Source organism: Salinispora oceanensis (genome assembly GCF_000383575.1).
In the GTDB taxonomy this organism is placed as follows: Bacteria; Actinomycetota; Actinomycetes; order Mycobacteriales; family Micromonosporaceae; genus Micromonospora; species Micromonospora oceanensis.
In genome coordinates this window covers 2,136,611-2,156,074 of the sequence record NZ_KB911579.1, presented here as the reverse complement: position 1 = coordinate 2,156,074, position 19,464 = coordinate 2,136,611, and the positions used below count along the sequence as shown (strand labels likewise).

Here is a 19,464-nt window from a genome sequence, read left to right as displayed (position 1 = left end):
ACCCGCCGGCCACCTAGTCGACCGGCCAGGTGTGCACCGGCTCGTTAGTGCGTTGGAGTTCGGCGTACCGCTGAACCATGTGGTGCAGCGCCGCCGAACGATCGAGTTTCCGGTGTCGCTCGGCCGCCCACACCGTCTCCGCCTGCCACACCGCGCCGTTGCGCCGGGTCTGGCAGCGCTGCTCGATGACGCTGAGCAGCCGGTCTCGCTCACCGGGAGCCACACCGAACCGGTCCAGCCCGATCGCCGCCTGTGGCAGCAGCACGTCGAGGACCAGCTCGGCGACCGGCACCTCACCCAGCCGAGGCCAGTGCACCATTGCGTCCATGCCCCGACGGGCGGCGGAGTGGAAGTTTTCCTCCGCTGCGCTGAACGTCAGCTGACTCCAGGCCGGACGATCCGCCTCCGCTAGCCCCCGCGCCGATCCGAAGTAGAAGGCGGCGTTGGCCAGCATGTCGATCACAGTCGGACCGGCTGGCAGGACCCGGTTCTCCACCCGTAGGTGTGGACGCCCCTCGGTGATGTCGTAGACCGGTCGATTCCAGCGGTAGACGGTCCCGTTGTGCAGGCGCAGTTCGCCGAGGTTCGGCACTCCCCCGGCGTGCAACACCTCCACCGGGTCCTCTTCCTCGCAGATCGGCAACAGCGGCGGGAAGTAGCGGACGTTCTCCTCAAAGAGGTCAAAAATCGAGGTGATCCACCGTTCACCGAACCAGACCCGAGGGCGGACGCCCTGCGCCTTCAACTCGTCTGGCCGGGTGTCGGTCGCTTGTTGGAACAGCGCGATCCGGGTCTCCGCCCAGAGTTGTCGGCCATACAGATAGGGGGAGTTAGCCCCGGTAGCCACCTGGGCGGCAGCGATCGCCTGCGAGGCGTTCCAGTAGTCAGCGAAGCTGTCCGGCGCGACCTGGAGGTGCAACTGCAGACTGGTGCAGGCCGACTCGGGAGCGATCGAGTCGGTGTGGGTCTGCAACCGCTCGACCCCGCGGATGTCGAGCTCGATGTCTTCGCCCCGCGCTCCGACGATCTGGTCGTTGAGCACCCGGTAGCGCTCATTGGTGGAGAGGTTGTCAACGACCAGGTGCCCCTCGGTCAGGGTGGGCAAGATTCCCACCAGGAGGATCTTCGCGTCGGACTTGGCGGCCCGCTCGTCGGCGCGGGCGAGACTGCCGCGAAGGTCCTGTTCGTAGCCGGTGAAGCCGGTGCCCTCGATCAGCCGGGGCGCTGCGTTCAGCTCGAGATTGAACTGCCCCAGTTCGGTCTGGAAGAGCGGGTCAGCGATGTCGGCGAGAATCTCCTCGTTCCGCATCGCCGGTTCGGCGGCGGAGTCGACCAGGTTTAGCTCGATCTCCAAGCCGGTCGTGGGCCGGTCGGCAGCAAACCCGAAGTCGTCCAACATCAAGGCGAAGACGTCCAGGCAGCGACGTACCTTGCGGCGGTAGCGCACCCGATCCTCCCGGGAGAAGGCGCCTCGCGTGACATCCCTGCCCATGTGTCCTCCTGGCGCCGAGGGTGACGGAGCGATGCCGCTCCGCAGCGCATTGTGAACCATTTACGGTAAGAGCGCCCAAGGCAGCAGGCCAGAGCCGGGCACACACGAGCCCACCAAAACGTGGTCGCGAGCGCCTTCCACAAAATTTGCTTGTCTCGTAAATAACGTGCAGGACAAATACGTCTGCAGCAATATTGCACTGATCAACTACTGGTAAGATCGATGAGTGGACCAGAATCTGTTCAACGACCCCCGAATCACCGCTGTCGGCCTACTCGTCGAGGCGCACGCTGGACTGTCGGCTCGGTTCACCGCCCAGTTCGAGGAGCACGACCTCTCCCCGGTGGAGTTCGAAGTGCTCACCCGGCTCGCCCGCTCGCCGGACAACCAGCTTCGGATGACCGACCTGGCCGCACAGACCTCCCTCTCCACCAGCGGGACGACCCGCGTGGTCGACCGAATGGAACGCGACGGGCTCCTCGCCCGACGCGCCTGCCCCGCCGACCGACGCAGCTCGTTCGCGGTGGCTACCGAAGCCGGCCGTAAGCGGCTCGACGCCGTACTCCCGGGCCACCTACGAATCATTGAGGAGTGGTTCACCGGGCAGCTCGACCCGGAGTCGCTGGCCCGACTCCTCGATGGACTACGTCGGGTGCGAGATGCGGCCCACCCCGGCGCCACCGCCGGTGCCACCGGCCCGGAACCGGACCGGGACAGCGACTGACACCCGCCGTGGGTGGCCCGGCCCTGGCCGGATCGTCGCCAGCTGAGGACACCACCGGCAGAAAGAGCGGCAGAACTGGTCCATGGCCTGCCCATTGTTGGGTAAATCGGTCAGCCGACTTTTACCCGCCAACTAAGCTTCGATCAACGGGGGATGCACCCGGGGGAGGGCGCGGGCGACGAGCGAGGGGTAACAGAGGGGGCTCTCGCTCGCGCCACCTCCCGGGACCTGTTCACCGGCCCCCCGTTCTCCGCCGCAACCGGTCACGGCCGACGGGTAGCCGCAGCCAAGGCCTCCACCTCCGGCGGCAACAGACGGATCCCACTGACCCGGCATACCGCATCCAGCCGCTCCAACACAGCCGGCTCCGCCGTGCTGGCGGCCAGCCCCACCAGCGCCTCCACCAGGTCGCGACGGTCCTGGCTGTTGGCCCCCGCCTCGGCAGCGACGGCGAACCACTCGGCCGCCAGCTCCCGATCACCCCGGCGCAACGCCAGTGTTCCTTCGATCAACCCACAGATCCCGTCTGCCGGCATCCAGCTCAAACCCGCCGCCGGTGCCCCCGGCCGCAGCTCGGCCAGCACCTCGGCCGCCTCCGTCACCCGATCGTCCTGTGCCAGCGCCAGCCCGACCGTGCCCAGCACCCGACGGTGGTGCCCCGGGTCACCCAGCGCCGTCAACGCCGCCAGCGTCCTCCGCCCCTGATCGACGGCGAGGTCGTACCGGCCCTCAAGTCGCGTGACCTCGGCCAGATTGGCCATCGCGAGTACTCGTAGCCGCTGCTCCCCACACTGGGCCGCCAAGCGATCGGCGGCAGCCAGCCGGCGCCGGGCGGTGGCGAGGTCACCGACCCGGATCCCGTGCCAGGCCAGGTTGTTCTGCGCCACCGTCATGTCCCGGATCCGCCCATGCCGGGTGGCCAGCGCCAGTACCGCCTCGGCCTGACCCCGCGCCTCATCGTGATCGCCGGTGCCGGTGAACAACCTGCCCAGAACCGTACGGGCCGCCAGCTCACCAGTAACGTCACCGGCCGACTGCAAATCGGCGAGTGCCGCGCGGGCGGCCGGCAGTTCCTCAGCTCCCGCGCCGTGCTCGGCAGCCAGCTGGGCCACGCCCAGCAACGCCCACGCCCGCAGGACGGGGGCAGCGTCAGCGGTACGCGGATCCGCCAGCAACCGGCGCAGCCACTGCCGGCCAGCGACGTCCCGCCCCCGGAAGCGCCACCAGCGCACGAGTCCGGCCGCCAGGGCCAGCGCGGTCACCGGCTCGTCAACAGCGGCGTGCGCAAGGGCGGAGCTGATGTCCCCGCCCACGTCATCCAGCCGGTGCACCGCCGCCGTCAGGTCCGCCCCGGCCAGGTACGGGGCCGTCTCGGCGACCAGTCTGGCCATAACCCGGGCATGTTGACGCCGAGCCAGGGTGAGTTCCCCCGCGCCGGCAGCCTGCTCAACGGCGAACTCCCGGACGGCGTCGAGCAGCCGGAATCGGAACGACCCCACTCCCCGAATGCTGAGTAGACCCAACTCCCGGAGCCGGTCCAGCAGCACAACCGGATCACCGACCAGCACCCCGTCCGCCGGTTCGGCACCAACTTCGAGCATCTCCTCGGCCAGCTTGATCGACCAACGGTTACCGAAGACGGCGAGCCGCCGCAGGGCCGCCTGCTCCTGGGGCTTGAGCAGGAGATAGCTGGTCGCAACAGCGTCCCGCAGCGTCTCGACGACCGCCGCGGGCGATCGCTGTGCCGGGGCCGGATCAGCAGCGTTCCAACCCGGCCGCTCCGCTGTGCCGGAGACAGTCGCCAGGTCAAGAACCCGATCGCCGTATCGGTCGAGCAGCTCGTTGAGGTCGAGCAGGTGCCCCCGCGCCGCCATCAGCTCGATCGCCAGCGGAAGGCCACCGAGGCGCCGGACCAGCCGGGCCAGCGCCGGCAGCTCCTCCGCCGTCGGCGCGTTCCGCCGAACCAGCGCGAGCCGGGCGGTGAAGAGCGCCACCGCCGGATACCGGGCGAGGGCCGCCGGACCCGCCTCGTCGCGGTCCGACGGGGGCATGTCGAGCGGGGCTACGGGCCGGACCCGCTCACCGCGCAGCCCGACCGGATGCCGGCCGGTGACCAGCACACGCAGGGACGGCACCGTGGTCGCGAGCCGGTGCAGGGCTTCGGCGACCGGGCCGGGAGCCCGCTCCACCGCGTCCACAAGTAGCAGTGCCGGCTGATCCGTAAGGAGGGTGGCGAGCTCGGGGAGGCGAGCGGCCCCAAAGACCGCCGCCGCGGCGGCGAGCAGCTCCGCGACATCCGTTCCCTCGCCGGTGAGGACCCCGGCTACCCCACCCGGAAGGTGTTCGGCAGCCCCGTGGGCCACCGACAGGGCCAGCGCCGTCTTGCCAACGCCAGCCAACCCGACCAGGCTGACCAGCCGGACCGCCGGCTCGCCGGTGAGCATCCCGACCAGCTCGGCGACATCACGCTCCCGACCGATCAGTTCGGGGGCCGGGGGCAGCGCGGTGGGCCATACCATGCCCTCCGGGCCGGCGTAGAGCGGTGACTCGTCCTCCGGGCAGCGGGACGTCGGCACGTGTCGGGCGGCGGCGACGAAGGTGGCCCGTGCTGCTCCGGCCAGGCCAAGGGCGGTCGCGAGCAGCTCGACGGTGGTCCGCTGGGGCCGCGACGAACGTCCCCGCTCCACGTCCCGAACAGTCCGGACCCCGATGCCAGCCCGGCCCGCCAGGTCGGCCTGGGTCAGACCGGCGGCGAGCCGGTGCCCGCGGAGCAGGTCGGGCAGCCCCATCCGGCCGCCCGACCACCGTGGATGGTCATCCTCCGGGTTCATGGCCAGGAAGAATACGGATCAACGACGATTGCCGACAGGTCATCGTCGCCCTACTGACGGGCCACTGCGGATACCCGACAGCGATGCCGGGTAGTTCCGCCGTAGAAGCATCCCGGTCCGGCTACAGCCCCAGTTCCCGAGCAATGATCATGCGCTGCACCTCGGAGGTACCCTCACCAATCTCCAGAATCTTGGCGTCCCGCCAGAAGCGGGCCACCGGGAACTCGTTCATGAAGCCGTAGCCGCCGTGGATCTGAGTGGCGTCCCGGGCGTTGTCAACTGCGATGGTGCTGGCGTGCAGCTTGGCGATGGCCGCCTGGCGCTTGAACGGTTCTCCGGCAAGCATCCGCGCCGCAGCGTCGTAGTACGCCAGCCGAGCGGTGTGCACCCGCAGCTCCATATCCGCAATCTTGAATTGAATCGCCTGGTTGGCCCCGATCGGACGGCCGAAGGCGTGCCGTTCCTTCGCGTACCGGACCGACTCGTCCACACAGCCTTGGGCCAGTCCGACTGCGAGCGCGGCGATCGCGATCCGCCCCTCGTCGAGGATCCGCAGGAACTGCGCGAAGCCTCGACCCCGCTCGCCGAGCAGGTTCCCCGCCGGCACCCGGCAGTCATCGAAGGTCAGCTCGTGCGTGTCGGAGGCCGTCCAGCCCACCTTGGAGTACCCCGGCGCCACCGTGAAGCCCGGGGTTCCGGTCGGCACGATGATCGTGGACAACTCCTTCGAACCGTCCGGCCTCGTACCGGTGACCGCGGCGACGGTGACCAGATCGGTGATGTCGGTCCCGGAGTTGGTGATAAACGCCTTCGACCCGTTGATCACCCACTCGTCCGTCGACTCATCGAGTACCGCCCGAGTCTGGGTCCCCCCGGCGTCCGAGCCGAAGCCCGGCTCAGTCAATCCGAACGCGGCCAGTGCCGTGCCGTTGAGTAGCCGCGGCAGCCACCGTGCCCGCTGCTCATCCGTGCCGAACCGGTAGATGGGCATAGCGCCGAGCGAAACCGCCGCCTCGAGCGTGATCGCCACGCTGGAGTCGATCCGGGCCAGCTCCTCCAGCGCGAGGCAGAGTGCGAAGTAGTCACCGCCCATTCCGCCGTGCTCCTCCGGGAAGGGAAGACCGAACAGGCCCATCTTTCCCATCTGGCGAATGACGTCGTACGGGAAGGTGTGCCGCTCGTAGTGGTCGGCGATGACCGGAGCGACCACCTCGCGGGCGAGGTCGCGGACACTCGTCCGCAGCGCCTCGTGCTCCTCGGTGAGCCGAAAGTCCATGGGTTCCTCCTGGTGGGGGGGGGATGGGCCACCCGTCGCTCGTGACGCCGTGGCGGCCGGATCAGACAGGGGTGACGCCGTGCCGGCGGGTGGCGAAGTGGCGATCCTTGCCGCGGGCGGCGGCGAACCGGCGAATCAGCTCACCTCGCAGCTCGGGTGGTTCCACGATCGCGTCAACCACCAGTTCGCTGGCGAGCCGGACGATGTCAATGTCCTGCTCGTACTCCTCGCGGCGGGCGGCGACGAAGGCGGCGCGTTCGCTCTCGTCCCCGATTGCCGCGATCTTGTTGGCGTAGACCGCGTTAACCGCCGCCTCCGCACCCATCACGGCGATCTTCGCGGTCGGCAGGGCGATCGTGGCGTCCGGCTCGAACCCGGGGCCGGCCATTGCGTAGAGGCCGGCCCCGTAGGCCTTGCGCACCACCACGCAGATCTTGGGTACGGTCGCCTCGGAGATCGCAGTGATCATTTTGGCGCCGTGCCGGATGATGCCCTGCTTCTCCACCGCGCTGCCGACCATGAACCCGGGCACGTCGGAGAGGAACAGTAGCGGCACGTTGAACGCGTCACAGAGCTGCACGAACCGCGTCGCCTTGTCGGCCGAGTCAACGAAGAGCACGCCCCCCTTGAACATCGAGTTGTTGCCGACCACGCCAACGACCTCGCCGTTGAGCCGGCCGAAACCTATGGTCAACTCCTTGGCCCAGAGCGCCTGAATCTCGAAGAAGCTCCCCTGGTCGAGCAGCCCCTTCGCGTACCGACGCATGTCGAACGCCTGCCGCTCGCTGGCCGGCACCAGCGCCGCCAGATCGACCTTCGCCGGCGCATCGACAGCGGGCGCCGGTGGCGGCTCCTGCGTCCAGTTTGTCGGCAGGTACGACAGGTAACGCCGCACGACGTCGAGCGCGTCGGCCTCACTCCGGCAGAGGAAGTGCCCGACGCCGGACTCGGCGCAGTGCACCCGGGCCCCGCCCATCGCCTCCAGCGTGGTCTGTTCTCCGGTGACCATCTCGACCATGCGGTCCGAGCCCAGGTACATGCTGGCGTTTCCCTCGACCATGGCGACCACGTCGCAGAAGGCGGGGATGTATGCCCCACCCGCCGCGCTCGGCCCGAAGAGCGCACAGACCTGGGGAATCGAGCCAGACGCGCGGACCTGGTTCCAGAAGATTTTTCCGGCGCCCCGCCGGCCGGGGAACAGCTCCACCTGATCGGTGATCCGGGCACCAGCCGAGTCGACCAGGTAGACCATCGGAACCTTGGTCGCGTAGGCCCGCTCGATGATCCGAATGATCTTTTCGACGGTCCGGGCGCCCCAACTGCCGGCCTTGACCGTGGAGTCGTTGGCCATCACACAGACCGGGCGGCCGTCGATCGTGGCGGTTCCGGTGATCACGCCGTCGGCGGGCAGCCCCTCGGCCTGCGCGTTGGCGTAGAGCCCGTCCTCGACCAACGACCCCTCGTCAACCAGGAACGCGACCCGTTCCCGGGCGAAGAGCTTGCCCTTCGCGGCATTCGCCGCATGGTATTTGTCCGCACCACCGGCCCGGGCCCGCTTGCGTAGCTGCTCCAGCGCCTCACCATCGAGCGTCACGCCGACTCCTTCTGTGCCGCCGCTCCCGGTCCGGCGCACCCTCGCACGCACAACCGAACCTTCCTGAACGATCGTTAGGGTAGCGCACTATGCCCACCGTCTGCCTGCCCCACACCGGGCGGATCGGGACGCCCATCCGGCTCCACGACAGCCACCACCGTGCGGCCGGGGCCGACCGCACGGTGGTGGAAACCAGCCCGGCGTGGGAGAGGCCAGCCCGGTGAGGGAGAGGCCAGCCCGGTGAGTTGGTCAGCCTGGCAGGGGAGTCAGCCGGGTCCGCGGGCCGGCCCGCAGCACGCCGCTGGGCAGGGATCGGCCGACCAGCTCCTCGGCCAGCTCGGCGACCTCGATCAGGGCGGCCAGGTCGATGCCGGTGTCGACACCCATGTCGTGCAGCAAGTGCACGGCCTCCTCGGTAGCCAGGTTGCCGCTGGCCCCGGGCGCGTACGGGCAGCCGCCCAGGCCGCCGACGCTCGCGTCGAATTCGGTGATCCCCAGCTCGATGGCGGTCAACAGGTTCGCCAACGCGGCGCCACGGGTGTTGTGGAAGTGCAGCAGCACCGGTACGTGTGCGTTGCGGTCACGTACGGCCGTCACCAACTCGCGGACCCGGCGGGGCGTCGCCATGCCGGTGGTGTCGCCAAACGCCACCCGGTCAGCACCGTCGCGCACCACCCGGTCCACGATTCCCGCCACCCGAACAGGGTCGATATCCCCCTCGTACGGGCAGCCGAAGCTGGTCGCGACGATGACCTCCGCCCGAGCACCAGCGTTGTGCAGCAACTCGACCAACTCGGCGATGTCGTCCAGCGACTCGTCGGTGGAGCGGTTGACGTTGCGCCGGTTGTGGGTGTCGCTGGCGGAGACCACCACCTCTATCTCGGTGAACCCAGCGGCCAACGCGCGGTGGGCACCCCGTGTGTTCGGCACCAGCGCCGAGTAACGCACCCCTTCGGTCCGCTCCGCCCGCCGCCATACCTCGTCGGCGTCGGCCATCTGCGGGATCGCCTTTGGGTGCACAAAGGACACCGCCTCGATCCGCTCCACCCCGGTCTGGGAGAGCGCATCGAGCAGTCGCACCTTCGCCTCGGTCGGAATCGGCTCCTCGTTCTGGAGCCCGTCGCGCGGCCCAACCTCCCGAATGGATACGAAACCCGGCATATTACCCATGGGCCACCTCACTGTGACACGCTCTGGTCCGACTCCCCCAGCATGTCACCCGCAGCCGCAGCCGAGTCGATTGCGTGATCACGGCAGTCGACGCAGTGCCGCGACCAGCCAGCCCGATCGGGGATCAGCTCTCCCCGACCCCGGGATCAGTACCGCAACCCCGGGGTCGAACGTCCGGCGTCGGATGCGGTCAGCGCATTCGGGGGACGATGCCGGTGTCGTAGTCGCCGGAGAGGAACTCCGGGTTGTCCAGCAGTTCGACGAAGAAGGGCAGGTTGTTCTTCGGCCCGGCCAGCTGGAACTGCGCCACCGCGGCCCGCGCCCGACTGATCGCTTCGGCGCGGTCGACGCCACTGACGATGAGCTTGGCCATCAGGCTGTCGTAGAACGGGGTCACCGTGTTACCGGCGACATACCCCGAATCGACGCGGACGCCCTCGCCGGTCGGTTCGGTCCAGGTGGTGATAACCCCCGGCCCGGGCAGGAAACGCTTCGGGTCCTCCGCGTTGATCCGCAGCTCGACCGCGTGCCCGCGCGGCGCCAAGGCATCCGGGTCGAACGTCGGCGGTAGCCCAGCGGCCACCCGCAACTGCTCCTCAACCAGGTCAACCCCGTAGACCAGCTCGGTGACCGGGTGCTCGACCTGCAGGCGGGTGTTCATCTCCAGGAAGAAGAACTCGCCAGTGGTGGGGTCGAGCAGGCATTCGACCGTGCCGGCGTTGCGGTAGCCGACCGCCTCGCCCGCCCGCACCGCCGCGGCCAACAGACGGGACCGAAGCTCCGGGGTGACCGCCGGAGAGGGGGACTCCTCGACCAGCTTCTGGTTCCGTCGCTGCACCGAGCACTCGCGCTCGCCGAGCGCCACCACCCGGCCGTCGGCCAGGCCGAGAATCTGCACCTCGACGTGGCGCACCCGGGGGAAGTACCGTTCGATCAGGACGGATCCGTCCCCGAACATCCGCTCGGCGAACGCGCGCACCTTGTCGTACTCGGTCCGGAGCGCGGCCTCGTCGTTCGCGATTCCCATGCCCATGCCGCCCCCGCCAGCGGCGGCCTTGACCATCACCGGGTAACCGATCTCCGCCGCCGCGTCGACCGCCGCGGTGAGGTCCGCCGCCGGTTCCGTGGTGCCCGCCGCGACCGGCACCCCGGCCGCCGCCATCAGATTCCGGGCATTGATCTTGTCACCCATCGCGGTGATCGCCTCCGGACCGGGCCCGACCCAGAGTAGACCGCTCGAAGTGACAGCCTGGGCGAAGTCGGCGTTCTCCGACAGAAAGCCGTAGCCAGGGTGAATCGCCTGCGCGCCGGTCGACTTCGCGGCGGCGAGGACAGCCTCGACGTTCCGGTAGCTCTGCGCCGGGTTCGCCGGACCGACACAGACCGCCTCGTCGGCCTCGGTCACAAACGGCAGGCCGGCGTCCGCCTCCGAGTGCACCGCCACCGCCCGGACACCGAGCCGCTTCGCGGTCCGGATGATCCGGCGGGCGATCTCGCCCCGATTGACGACCAACAGTGACTCGATCATGTTTCCTCCAGCGTCCCAGGGTCGAACGGAAAGCCAGGGAACCATGCCACCCCGGTTACTGACGAGTCAGTGTGCGGCACAGCCCCTCGATCCAGCGTGAGGCAAACCCGGGCCCAGTACTCAGCGGGCGGTCGGTGCCAGCAGAGCAGCCAGCGTCGCGCCCCGGAGCAGCTCGGCTCGGCGTTGCCGGTCCACCACGCCGCCGAGGAACGGGGTCGAGTTCATCAGGCCGAAGGCGGCGTGGGCCAAGACCCGCGCCTCGTTGTCGGGCAGGCCCGGGTGCGACGCGATCAGTACGCTGACCCATTCCTCGACGTACAGCCGCTGGAGCCGGCGAATGCGGCGACGCGGTTGATCAGGCAGTCGGTCCAGCTCGTGCAGGTGTAGGGCGATCACCGCCGGCTGGGCCAACGCGAAGTCGACATGAAAGTCGATCAGTGACTCCAGTGCGGCGCGGGGATCGTCGGGGTGGGCGGCAACTCGCTCCCGGCCGCCGTCGAGCAGCCCTTCGCTGACCGGGATCAGCGCCGCGACCAGCATCGCCTCCTTACCGGCGAAGTGGTGGTAGAGCGCCGGACCGGTCACCCCGGCGGCGGCGCCGATGTCATCCATTGACACGCCGTGGTAGCCCCGGGCGGCGAACAGCCCGACCGCGATCTCGAGAATCTCCTCCTTGCGGGACCGACGCCGGCCCCCGCCCGTATCGCCGTTCACCGCTTTGGGCGACTGCTGCACCGTCACGGGGAAAGCGTAGTCCGCCGACCCCTCAACGTGCAGCGGCCGGGCCGTGCCTCGGGTTTCCGAGGCACGGCCCGGGCAGTAACCGGGCGCGGTGGGCCCGCTCTGGGAGAGCGGGGCCGGTCAGTCCGACAACGGGGTCAGGACAGGACGCTTGGCGGTGACCGTGTCGCCGGAGCTGCGACCCGTGAGGCGACGCGTGAGCCAGGGCGCCAGGTGCTGGGTTGCCCATCGCAGGTCGTCAGTGCGGGCTGTCAGCCACGGCTTGGGCAGCGGATGCTCTGGGGCCAGCAACCACTCCTCAGCACAGCTGACCCCCAGCGCGGTCAGCACCTGGGCGGCCACCCGTCGGTGCCCGGCTGAGGAGAGATGCAGCCGGTCAGTGCTCCACAGCATCGGGTTCAGGTACGCATCGTCGCCGTACAGGTCGACCAGGATCGCTCCGTGCTGTTGCGCCGTGTCCCCCACCGCCTGATTGAGTAACCGCACTCGGGGGGCGACCAGCCGCTGCCCGGGCAGGCGGGCCATGACGTCGGCGAAACGGAACAGGACCACGTCGGCGCCGCCTGCGCGCAGCCGCCCCACCACGTCGTCGAAACGCGCGATCAGGTCGTCTGGGTCGAAGCTTCGCCGCAGCACGTCGTTCCCACCGGCCGCGAAACTGATCAGATCCGGCTGCATCGCCAACGCGGCGGGAACCTGCTCGTCCACCACCCGGGGAAAGAGCCGGCCGCGAATAGCGAGGTTCGCGTACCGGAACTCCGACCCGGCCTCCACGGCGAGCCGGGAGGCCACCAGGTCGGCCCAGCCCCGAAAGCCACCGTCCGGGTGGGTGTCATTCAGGCCCTCGGTGAAGCTGTCCCCGACCGCCACGAAACTGCGCCAGCCCACTACACCCTCCAGGGTAGGGAAGGGCCCGTGTCTCCGCCTCCGATAGCGGCGAGCCCTGCCTGAGAAGCGATAGTTTCTCACCAATAGTGCTTCTACTGGTGCCCCCGGGTCGGGTCAGGTGACATCGAGGCGACGGGCGCCGGACCGCCTCTGGTCAAAGGGCAGACCAGAGAGATAGGTGTAGTAAGGGTAGAACGGGGAACCGCGTCCCGATCGGGCTGGATCGCTTCCGAAGGAGTCCCATGACCAGTTTCCGGGTCAGCGACGTGATGACAAAGCAGGTCATCTACCTACCGATGGAGACCACTCTGGATGAAGCCGCACGGGTGATGAAGGAAGCCGATATCGGAGACGTGGTCGCCACCGACGGCGCCACCCTCGCCGGGATACTCACGGACCGGGACATCGTGGTCCGGGCCGTCGCCCAACGGAGCGACCCGGCCCGAACCACCATTGAATCGATCATCACTCGTGAGGTGGTGATGATCGAACAGAACTGCACCACGAGCGAGGCGGCGGCCCTCATGCGAGATCGGGGCGTACGGCGAGTGCTGGTCTGCGACAACGAGCGGAAGCTGGTCGGCATCATCTCCCTCGGTGACCTCGCCCTGCGACTCGACCCCGAATCGGCGCTCGGCCAACTGAGTGGGCAGACCCCGACGCCGTGATGTAGGCCCGCCCGACCGTGAGATGGATGCGCTCCGTCGTCACATCGCCCGGTCCGAGTTCCGGGCGGCGGTAGCCTGGCGGGATGCCCGAGATGCCTCCCCGGCTGGTCGAGATCGTGGACGAGTTCGCCACCGCGCCCCGTGACATCGTGCTGGAACTGCTACTGGAGTACGCCGACGCCATCGGGCCGTTGCCGTCCGGGCACCCCGGCCGCACCGAGATGGAGCAGGTCCCGGAGTGCCAGACGGCACTCTTCCTGAGCGCCCGGGTGACTCCGGAGGGCCGCGTCGAGACCGTCTTCGACTGCCCGCCCGAGGCGGCCACCACCCGCGCCTTCGCGGGGATCCTCGCCGAAGGGCTCGCCGGGGCTCAGCCAGCGCAGGTGCTGGCCGTCCCCGACGACCTGTACCAACGGATGGGGCTGGCCCAGGCAGTAAGTCCGCTACGGATCCGGGGCGGCACCGCGGTGCTGGCCCGACTCAAACGTCAGGTCCGGGAACAGACGGGCTGACCACCGGGTTTCCTTCGGTTATGGAGATCGAAATCTACAGCGATCTGGTCTGCCCCTGGTGCTATCTCGGCAAGCGCCGGCTGGAGCGGGCACTCGCGTCCTACGACGGCGCCGTGACCGTCAGCTATCGACCGTTCCAGCTCGACCCGGCGCCGGTTCCCGAGCCGCTGCCGTTGCTGGACGCGCTGGGCGCGAAGTTCGGCGGCCGGGAGCGCGCCCGGCAGATGGCGGACCAGGTCACTCGGGCCGCCGCCGGAGACGGCATCGAGTTCGACTTCGACCGTGCGCTCGCCGCGAACACCTTCGACGCACATCGGCTGGTCGCCTGGGCGACCGAGCGGGACCGGGCCGCCGAGATGGTTGAGGCGCTCCACCGGGCCCACTTCCGCGACGGCGTCGATATCGGCTCTCGGCCTGCGCTGGCGACGATCGCGGGCGAGATCGGCCTGGACGCCGCGGCCGCCCACACCTTCCTCGAATCCGACGGGCAGGTAGCCGAGGTCCGCGCCCGGCTGGCCACCGCACGGGAACTCGGCATCACGAGCGTGCCGACCTACGTTCTCGCCGGCAGGTACGCGGTGACCGGCGCGCAGGAATCGTCAGCCCTGCTCGCCGCCCTGACCGAAGCCCAGCGGCACCTGGCGACCGGGGCCTGACGGGGTACGCCGAAGTCAACCCCAGGCATCGACCGTCCTGATGTTTCACGTGCAACAACATTGACAACCACAGCTACCTGGTGGTGCGGACGCCGCTACCACCAGGTCAGCTCCCGGCGAGGTAGCCCTTCCCCTCCAGCAGGGCCCGATCCCGGTGCGCGGCCAGCTCCTCGGCCCGCTGGGCCTCGATCCGACGCACCTCCGCCTCCTCCAGGGAGTGCCGGATCGCGAGGCGGATCACTCCGTACAGGAAGACGAAGCCTCCGACGTACAGAATCACGGTGGTGACCAGGGTAAACATGAGGCAACCGTAGGTTCGTCCAAGCCGGGTGGGCCGGTGGCCGCGGACGGGTTCCCCCGTACGTGTCCAGCGCCCACCACCCGTCCCGGCCGGAGCCAGCCGAGGGTCACCCGGGACCGCGGTGATCAGGCGGTCTCCAACGCCTCCCCGAGCCCCTTGGCCAGCCCAGACAGATGCTGATCGGCGAGCACGTGACCAGCGGTCACCACCAACGCCACCGGCCATTCGATGACCTGCAAGAGGGTGAGCAGACCCACACCCGCGTAGTACGCCAGTTTGTCTGGCGGCGGGATGGCCACCTCCCCCAGTACCGGTACCTCCACTCGGCGGGTGAAAGTCCGGATCATGTCCCGACTCCCACTGAGATCCCGGGTCAACATACTCATCTCGACCTCCAAGAAACGGCGGTGACCGCCGTGGTTTTCCACCGTCGTCGCCCGCCATGCCGGCCCGGCCGGTAGAACTTCGCCGCTGTTCAGGGGCATAACGGACGGCCGGGCGGGAAGTCAGACCACCGGGACACACGGTGTGGGAGGCGGGATGGCGTACGGGAAGAGCGACACCGGGGGATCGGGCCGACACGAGTCACGCCGCACGCCTCGATGATCCCGCTGGGCCGCGTCGCTGGCAGCGTGCGCGTGCCAGCCGTGCCACAGCTGATGGGGCAGGCGGCCCGCAATCTCGGCTCCGCCGCTACCCGGGCCGCGCGGCTCGCCGGGCTGACCAGCCGCCGCGTCTGGTCCCGTTACGGCCGACACCACATCGAGGTGCACGGTGTCTGCCAGGACGGCGGGGAACAGCTCGCCCGGCAGGTCGAAGCGGCGCTGGAACGCGTACCCGGCGTGAGCTGGGCGCGGGTAAACGCCCCCTCGGGGCGGGTGGTGGTCGCCGTCGGCTCCCCCGAGCCGAGGCTGCGCGATCTGATCGCCACCGTGGCCCGCGCCGAACGCATCAGCCCGCACGAACCGGACCCGGAGATCCCACCGCCGCACCCGCCGGAGGAGGGCCCCCGCACCCCCCGCACGCTCGGCGCCCTCGCCTCCGACGCGCTCGGTCTGACGATCTCCGCCGCCACCCGGATCCTGCCCTTCACCCCGGTGCCGGGTGAGGTCTCCGGCCTCCTCAACGCGGTTGACCTGCACCCGAGGCTGCACGCGCTCGCCAACCGGGGAGTGCGCGCCGACCCCCGCGCCGACCTCCTCTTCCCCCTGGCCGAGGCGGTGACGCAGGGCCTCGCGGGCGGCTGGACCGGCATCGTCCTGGACAGCCTCCAGCGGGTGGTGCAGTGGGGCGAGGCGCGGGCCCAGCTCGCCGCGTGGACAACGGCCGAACCCCGGCTCACCGGCGCTCCGGGCCGGGCCGCTGCCCCCGTCCTGTCAGCCGAACGGCCCTGCCCGAAGCCGGATGGACCGGCCGAGGCGTACGTGATCCGGATGCTCCACGCCGGCGCGGCAGCAGCCGCGACAGCAGCCCCGGTGGCCGGTCCGAAACGCGCCGCCGCACTCGGCCTCGCCGCGCTTCCGAAGGCCAGCGGCGCCGGCCGGGAGGGGTACGCCGCCCAGCTCGGAAGCCTGCTCGCGCGGCGCGGCGTCATCGCCATGGACCGCCGCGTGCTCCGCGAACTCGACCGGATCGACACGTTGGTGCTGGACGCCACAATCCTCGGCTCCGATCGCGGCGTCCTCACCGACCTGGCGCCACTGGGCGACGCTGAGCTGGGCGAGGTGGGCGCCCGAGCGTTTGCCCTCTTCGACCCCAATCAGCCGGCGGCGGTCCAGCACGGCGAGGGCTGGGCTCTCGGCCCGCTGGACCGCCTCGACGCGACTGACCCGGGCGACACCCTGCACAGCGACCGACTTCGGGCATCCGGCGGCCGCCTCCTCGGCCTGGCCCACGGTGGTCGGCTCGTCGCGCTGCTGCGGGTCGAGGCCGAGCCGGCCCCCGGCATGGACCTCCTGCCGGCCGCCGCGCGACGCGCCGGGTTGCGACTGGTCGTGGCGGACGACGACCCGGGCCGGTACGCCTTCGCCGACATCGTCCTCGCCGGCGGTGCCCGGCTCACCGAAACGGTTCGCCAGCTGCAACGCGACGGCGCGGTCGTGATGCTGCTCTCCGGTGACCGAGGGGCGCTCGCGGCAGCCGACTGCGGCCTCGGCCTGACCATCGACGAGGAGCTGCCGCCCTGGGGTGCGCACCTACTGCTCGGAACCGACCTCGGGGCCGCCGCGCTGGTGGTCGAGGCAGCTGGGGTGGCCCGCCGGATGACGAGGCAGAACATCCGGCTGGGGCTCGGCGGCACCGGTCTCGGGGCGCTGTCCGCACTCACCGCCGCACGGGAACAGCTCCCGGATCGAACCCAGGCCGCGGTCAACGGGACGGCGGCACTGGCGTTCGCCCACGGCGTGTGGCGAGCCCACCACCTGCCCAACCCGACCGAGGCTCCCGCCGGGCGGTCGGCGGTCCCGTGGCACCTGATGCCGGTAGGAACCGTCCTTGACGAGTTGGGCAGCAGCTTCGACGGGTTGGATCCGACGGAGGCCGACCGCCGACGCTCCGCCCCGGTCGCCGACGGCGGTCCGACTCCGACCCTGCTCCGCGCCTTCCTGGACGAGCTGGCCAACCCGTTGACCCCGGTCCTCGCCGCCGGGGCGGTGCTGTCCGCGTCGTTCGGCTCCCTGGTTGACGCCGCCCTGGTCAGCGGTGTGGTCGGCGGCTCCGCCCTGGTCGGGGCGGTACACCAGCGCAACACCGAACGGTCGCTGGCCGAGTTACTGTCCCGTACCGCGATCACCGCCCGGGTCCGGCGGGGCGGCGCCGAGCAGCAGCTGCCCGCCGACGGCCTGGTCCCCGGCGACGTGATCACCTTGGACCCAGGTGACGCCATACCGGCCGACTGCCGGATCCTCGAGGCCACGGGGTTGGAGGCAGACGAGTCCTCACTCACCGGCGAGTCCTTGCCGGTCGGCAAGACGGACCAACCGGTGGCCGCCTCCGACATCGCCGATCGCCATTCGATGCTGTACGAAGGCACCACCGTCGCCGCCGGTCACGGCTTGGCCGTGGTCGTCGCCACCGGTACCGACACGGAGGCCGGGCGCAGCCTCAGCCTCGCCCGGCAGGCCCGACCCAGCGGCGGCGTCGAAGCGCGACTCGGCGGACTCACCGGCTCGGCGATACCGCTCGCGCTCGGATCCGCCGTCGCGGTCGCCGGTGCCGGCGTCGCGCGTGGCGTACCGCTGGCGGAGACCGCCTCAACCGCCGCGAACCTGGCCGTCGCGTCGGTGCCCGAAGGGTTGCCGTTCCTGGTCAGCGCCGCGCAGCTGGCGGCGGCCCGGCGTCTGGCCGAACGCGGCGCCCTGGTGCGTAACCCCCGCACGATCGAGGCATTGGGGCGCGTTGACGTGCTCTGCTTCGACAAGACCGGCACCCTGACCGAGGGGCGGCTGGTGCTCTCCGGAGTGGGCGACGGTACTCGCTTCGCCACCGTTGACCAGCTCGACGACCACCTCCGCATGATCCTCGCCGTCGCGCTGCGCGCCACTCCGGACGCCGAGGACCCGGAACAGCTTCCCGAGCAGGCCGACCGGGCGATCCGCCGGGCGGCCCAGGAGACCAACACGGTGGAGCAGACCGGTGCTGAGGATTGGTGTCCCGCCGGCGGGCTTCCCTTCGAACCGTCCCGCGGCTACCACGCCACCGTCGGCACCTGCGACGCCGGCCTGGTCCTCAGCGTCAAGGGCGCCCCGGAGACCGTCCTGCCCCGCTGCCGTAACCGGCGGACCGAGGCCGGGGTGGCGCCGTTGGACGACACGACCCGGGAGGCGGTCCAGCAGGAGCTGCTCCGGCACGCCGGGGCCGGCCAGCGGGTGCTGGCCCTCGCCGAACGGGTGGTGCCCGACGAGTCCATCGCTGACGACGACGTCCAGGGCCTGACCTTCGTCGGCATCCTCGCGCTGGCCGACGGGATCCGGGCCAGCGCCGCACCGGCGGTGGAGAGCATCCGCAGGGCGGGGGTGCACACCATCATGATCACCGGTGACCATCCGGCCACCGCCGAAGCGATCGCCGCTGTGATCAGCCCCGGTGACGGCCAGCGGGTGGCGACCGCCAACGACCTTGTGGACCTCGACGACGAAGCGTTGGCGGCGCGACTGGTGACCACCGATGTCGTGGCGCGGTGCACGCCGGCCCACAAGGTACGGATGATCCAGGCGCTCCGGACCTGCGGGCGCACCGTGGCGATGACCGGCGACGGCGCCAACGACGCACCCGCCATCCGCCTCGCCGACGTGGGCATCGCCCTCGGACAGCGCGGCACCCCCGCGGCTCGCGCGGCAGCCGACCTGGTGGTCCTGGACGACCGACTGGAGACCATCATCGCCACCCTCGCCGAAGGACGGGCCATGTGGTCATCGGTCCGGCACGCGCTGAGCATCCTGTTCGGCGGCAACCTCGGCGAGATCGCGTTCAGCATCGTCACCGCCGCCGCGGACGGCCGCTCCGCGCTCAACGGCCGGCAACTGCTGCTCGTCAACCTGCTCACCGATCTGGCCCCCGCCCTGGCCGTGGCGGTCCGGCCGCCCCCGCCGGAACAGAGCGAGAACCTGCTCCGGGAAGGGCCAGACACCTCCCTCGGCGCCACCCTCAACCGGGAACTCGGCGTCCGCGCCACCTCCACCGCGCTCGGTGCCACCGCCGGCTGGGTGCTGTCCCGGTGGGCGGCGGCGTCACCCCGCCGGGCCGGCACGGTGGCCCTGGTGTCGCTGATCGGCACCCAGCTCGGCCAGACCCTGCTGGCCGGCGGCACCACCCGGGGCGTCCTGCTCACCACCGCCGGCTCGGTGGGGGTGCTCGTGCTGGTCGTGCAGACTCCCGGCCTCAGCCACTTCTTCGGCTGCACCCCGCTCGGCCCGATCAGCTGGACGATCGCCACCGGCTCCGCGGCCGGCGCCGCCCTCACCAACGGCACAGTCGCCCGCCTGGTGGAGCAGCTACCGGCCCCGCCCCGCCCCGGGGTGGACCTGCACGACCTGCTCGCCCGCCTCCGTGGGCACGGCAGCTAGCGCCGCGACGAAGGTCGTCT

The 19,464-nt window shown here is 70.4% G+C and carries 15 protein-coding genes; 5 read left to right on the top strand and 10 right to left on the bottom strand.

The genetic code is table 11. The annotated features are described in order from the left end of the window. Nucleotides 1-13: 13 nt before the first annotated feature. Nucleotides 14-1,492, bottom strand: coding sequence for a glutamate--cysteine ligase family protein (locus tag SALPAC4_RS0110090; RefSeq protein WP_019870228.1), 1,479 nt, complete (start codon nt 1,490-1,492; stop codon nt 14-16). 226 nt (nt 1,493-1,718) lie between these two features. Between SALPAC4_RS0110090 and SALPAC4_RS0110085 the strand changes: the two genes are divergently transcribed. After that, nucleotides 1,719-2,216, top strand: coding sequence for a MarR family winged helix-turn-helix transcriptional regulator (locus SALPAC4_RS0110085; RefSeq protein WP_019870227.1), 498 nt, complete (start codon nt 1,719-1,721; stop codon nt 2,214-2,216). Nucleotides 2,217-2,479: 263 nt separating this feature from the next. On the opposite strand, the gene SALPAC4_RS0110080 is transcribed toward SALPAC4_RS0110085, so the two are convergent. The 7 genes from SALPAC4_RS0110080 to SALPAC4_RS0110045 form a co-directional block, all read right to left on the bottom strand. Next, on the bottom strand, nt 2,480-5,047 hold the full coding sequence (locus SALPAC4_RS0110080; protein WP_019870226.1) for an ATP-binding protein: 2,568 nt from the start codon (nt 5,045-5,047) through the stop codon (nt 2,480-2,482). 121 nt (nt 5,048-5,168) lie between these two features. After that, nucleotides 5,169-6,323 (bottom strand): acyl-CoA dehydrogenase family protein, encoded by a 1,155-nt coding sequence (locus tag SALPAC4_RS0110075; RefSeq protein WP_018738343.1) that lies wholly within the window; start codon nt 6,321-6,323, stop codon nt 5,169-5,171. A gap of 61 nt (nt 6,324-6,384) precedes the next feature. Then, entirely contained in the window at nt 6,385-7,917 is a 1,533-nt protein-coding gene (locus tag SALPAC4_RS0110070) for an acyl-CoA carboxylase subunit beta (protein ID WP_019870225.1), read from the bottom strand. 249 nt (nt 7,918-8,166) lie between these two features. Next, nucleotides 8,167-9,078 carry a hydroxymethylglutaryl-CoA lyase gene (locus SALPAC4_RS0110060; RefSeq protein ID WP_027644717.1) on the bottom strand — a complete coding sequence of 304 codons (912 nt, stop codon included), beginning with the start codon at nt 9,076-9,078 and terminating at the stop codon, nt 8,167-8,169. A 199-nt stretch (nt 9,079-9,277) separates the two neighbouring features. Next, complete coding sequence (locus tag SALPAC4_RS0110055; protein ID WP_019870222.1) at nt 9,278-10,615, bottom strand: acetyl-CoA carboxylase biotin carboxylase subunit; 1,338 nt, start codon at nt 10,613-10,615, stop codon at nt 9,278-9,280. 120 nt (nt 10,616-10,735) lie between these two features. Then, nucleotides 10,736-11,356 (bottom strand): TetR/AcrR family transcriptional regulator, encoded by a 621-nt coding sequence (locus SALPAC4_RS0110050; protein ID WP_019870221.1) that lies wholly within the window; start codon nt 11,354-11,356, stop codon nt 10,736-10,738. A gap of 120 nt (nt 11,357-11,476) precedes the next feature. Continuing rightward, entirely contained in the window at nt 11,477-12,244 is a 768-nt protein-coding gene (locus SALPAC4_RS0110045; RefSeq protein ID WP_019870220.1) for an SGNH/GDSL hydrolase family protein, read from the bottom strand. A 242-nt stretch (nt 12,245-12,486) separates the two neighbouring features. On the opposite strand from SALPAC4_RS0110045, the gene SALPAC4_RS0110040 reads away from it, so the two are divergent. The 3 genes from SALPAC4_RS0110040 (at nt 12,487) to SALPAC4_RS0110030 (ending at nt 14,080) form a co-directional block, all read left to right on the top strand. Further along, complete coding sequence (locus tag SALPAC4_RS0110040; RefSeq protein ID WP_019870219.1) at nt 12,487-12,912, top strand: CBS domain-containing protein; 426 nt, start codon at nt 12,487-12,489, stop codon at nt 12,910-12,912. Nucleotides 12,913-12,995: 83 nt separating this feature from the next. Then, nucleotides 12,996-13,424: a SufE family protein gene (locus SALPAC4_RS0110035; protein WP_019870218.1), complete on the top strand. Its 429-nt coding sequence runs from the start codon at nt 12,996-12,998 to the stop codon at nt 13,422-13,424. Between the two features lie 20 nt (nt 13,425-13,444). Continuing rightward, nucleotides 13,445-14,080 (top strand): DsbA family oxidoreductase, encoded by a 636-nt coding sequence (locus SALPAC4_RS0110030; protein ID WP_019870217.1) that lies wholly within the window; start codon nt 13,445-13,447, stop codon nt 14,078-14,080. A 106-nt stretch (nt 14,081-14,186) separates the two neighbouring features. Here SALPAC4_RS0110030 and SALPAC4_RS0110025 read toward each other — a convergent pair whose 3' ends face one another. After that, a complete protein-coding gene (locus tag SALPAC4_RS0110025) occupies nt 14,187-14,381 on the bottom strand; it encodes a hypothetical protein (RefSeq protein ID WP_018730945.1) in 195 nt (64 codons plus the stop codon). 125 nt (nt 14,382-14,506) lie between these two features. After that, nucleotides 14,507-14,866, bottom strand: a complete 360-nt coding sequence (locus tag SALPAC4_RS0110020; RefSeq protein ID WP_019870216.1) for a hypothetical protein — start codon at nt 14,864-14,866, stop codon at nt 14,507-14,509. Between the two features lie 117 nt (nt 14,867-14,983). On the opposite strand from SALPAC4_RS0110020, the gene SALPAC4_RS0110015 reads away from it, so the two are divergent. Continuing rightward, on the top strand, nt 14,984-19,444 hold the full coding sequence (locus tag SALPAC4_RS0110015) for a cation-translocating P-type ATPase (RefSeq protein WP_019870215.1): 4,461 nt from the start codon (nt 14,984-14,986) through the stop codon (nt 19,442-19,444). The last annotated feature ends 20 nt before the right edge of the window (nt 19,445-19,464 follow it).

Excerpts from the sequence above, each read along its gene's own strand:
- SALPAC4_RS0110090 (WP_019870228.1), bottom strand. The coding sequence starts at position 1,492 with ATGGGCAGGGATGTCACGCGAGGCGCCTTCTCCCGGGAGGATCGGGTG.
- SALPAC4_RS0110080 (WP_019870226.1), bottom strand. The coding sequence starts at position 5,047 with ATGAACCCGGAGGATGACCATCCACGGTGGTCGGGCGGCCGGATGGGG.
- SALPAC4_RS0110075 (WP_018738343.1), bottom strand. The coding sequence starts at position 6,323 with ATGGACTTTCGGCTCACCGAGGAGCACGAGGCGCTGCGGACGAGTGTC.
- SALPAC4_RS0110060 (WP_027644717.1), bottom strand. The coding sequence starts at position 9,078 with ATGCCGGGTTTCGTATCCATTCGGGAGGTTGGGCCGCGCGACGGGCTC.
- SALPAC4_RS0110055 (WP_019870222.1), bottom strand. The coding sequence starts at position 10,615 with ATGATCGAGTCACTGTTGGTCGTCAATCGGGGCGAGATCGCCCGCCGG.
- SALPAC4_RS0110040 (WP_019870219.1), top strand. The coding sequence starts at position 12,487 with ATGACCAGTTTCCGGGTCAGCGACGTGATGACAAAGCAGGTCATCTAC.
- SALPAC4_RS0110035 (WP_019870218.1), top strand. The coding sequence starts at position 12,996 with ATGCCCGAGATGCCTCCCCGGCTGGTCGAGATCGTGGACGAGTTCGCC.
- SALPAC4_RS0110030 (WP_019870217.1), top strand. The coding sequence starts at position 13,445 with ATGGAGATCGAAATCTACAGCGATCTGGTCTGCCCCTGGTGCTATCTC.
- SALPAC4_RS0110025 (WP_018730945.1), bottom strand. The coding sequence starts at position 14,381 with ATGTTTACCCTGGTCACCACCGTGATTCTGTACGTCGGAGGCTTCGTC.
- SALPAC4_RS0110020 (WP_019870216.1), bottom strand. The coding sequence starts at position 14,866 with ATGCCCCTGAACAGCGGCGAAGTTCTACCGGCCGGGCCGGCATGGCGG.
- SALPAC4_RS0110015 (WP_019870215.1), top strand. The coding sequence starts at position 14,984 with ATGATCCCGCTGGGCCGCGTCGCTGGCAGCGTGCGCGTGCCAGCCGTG.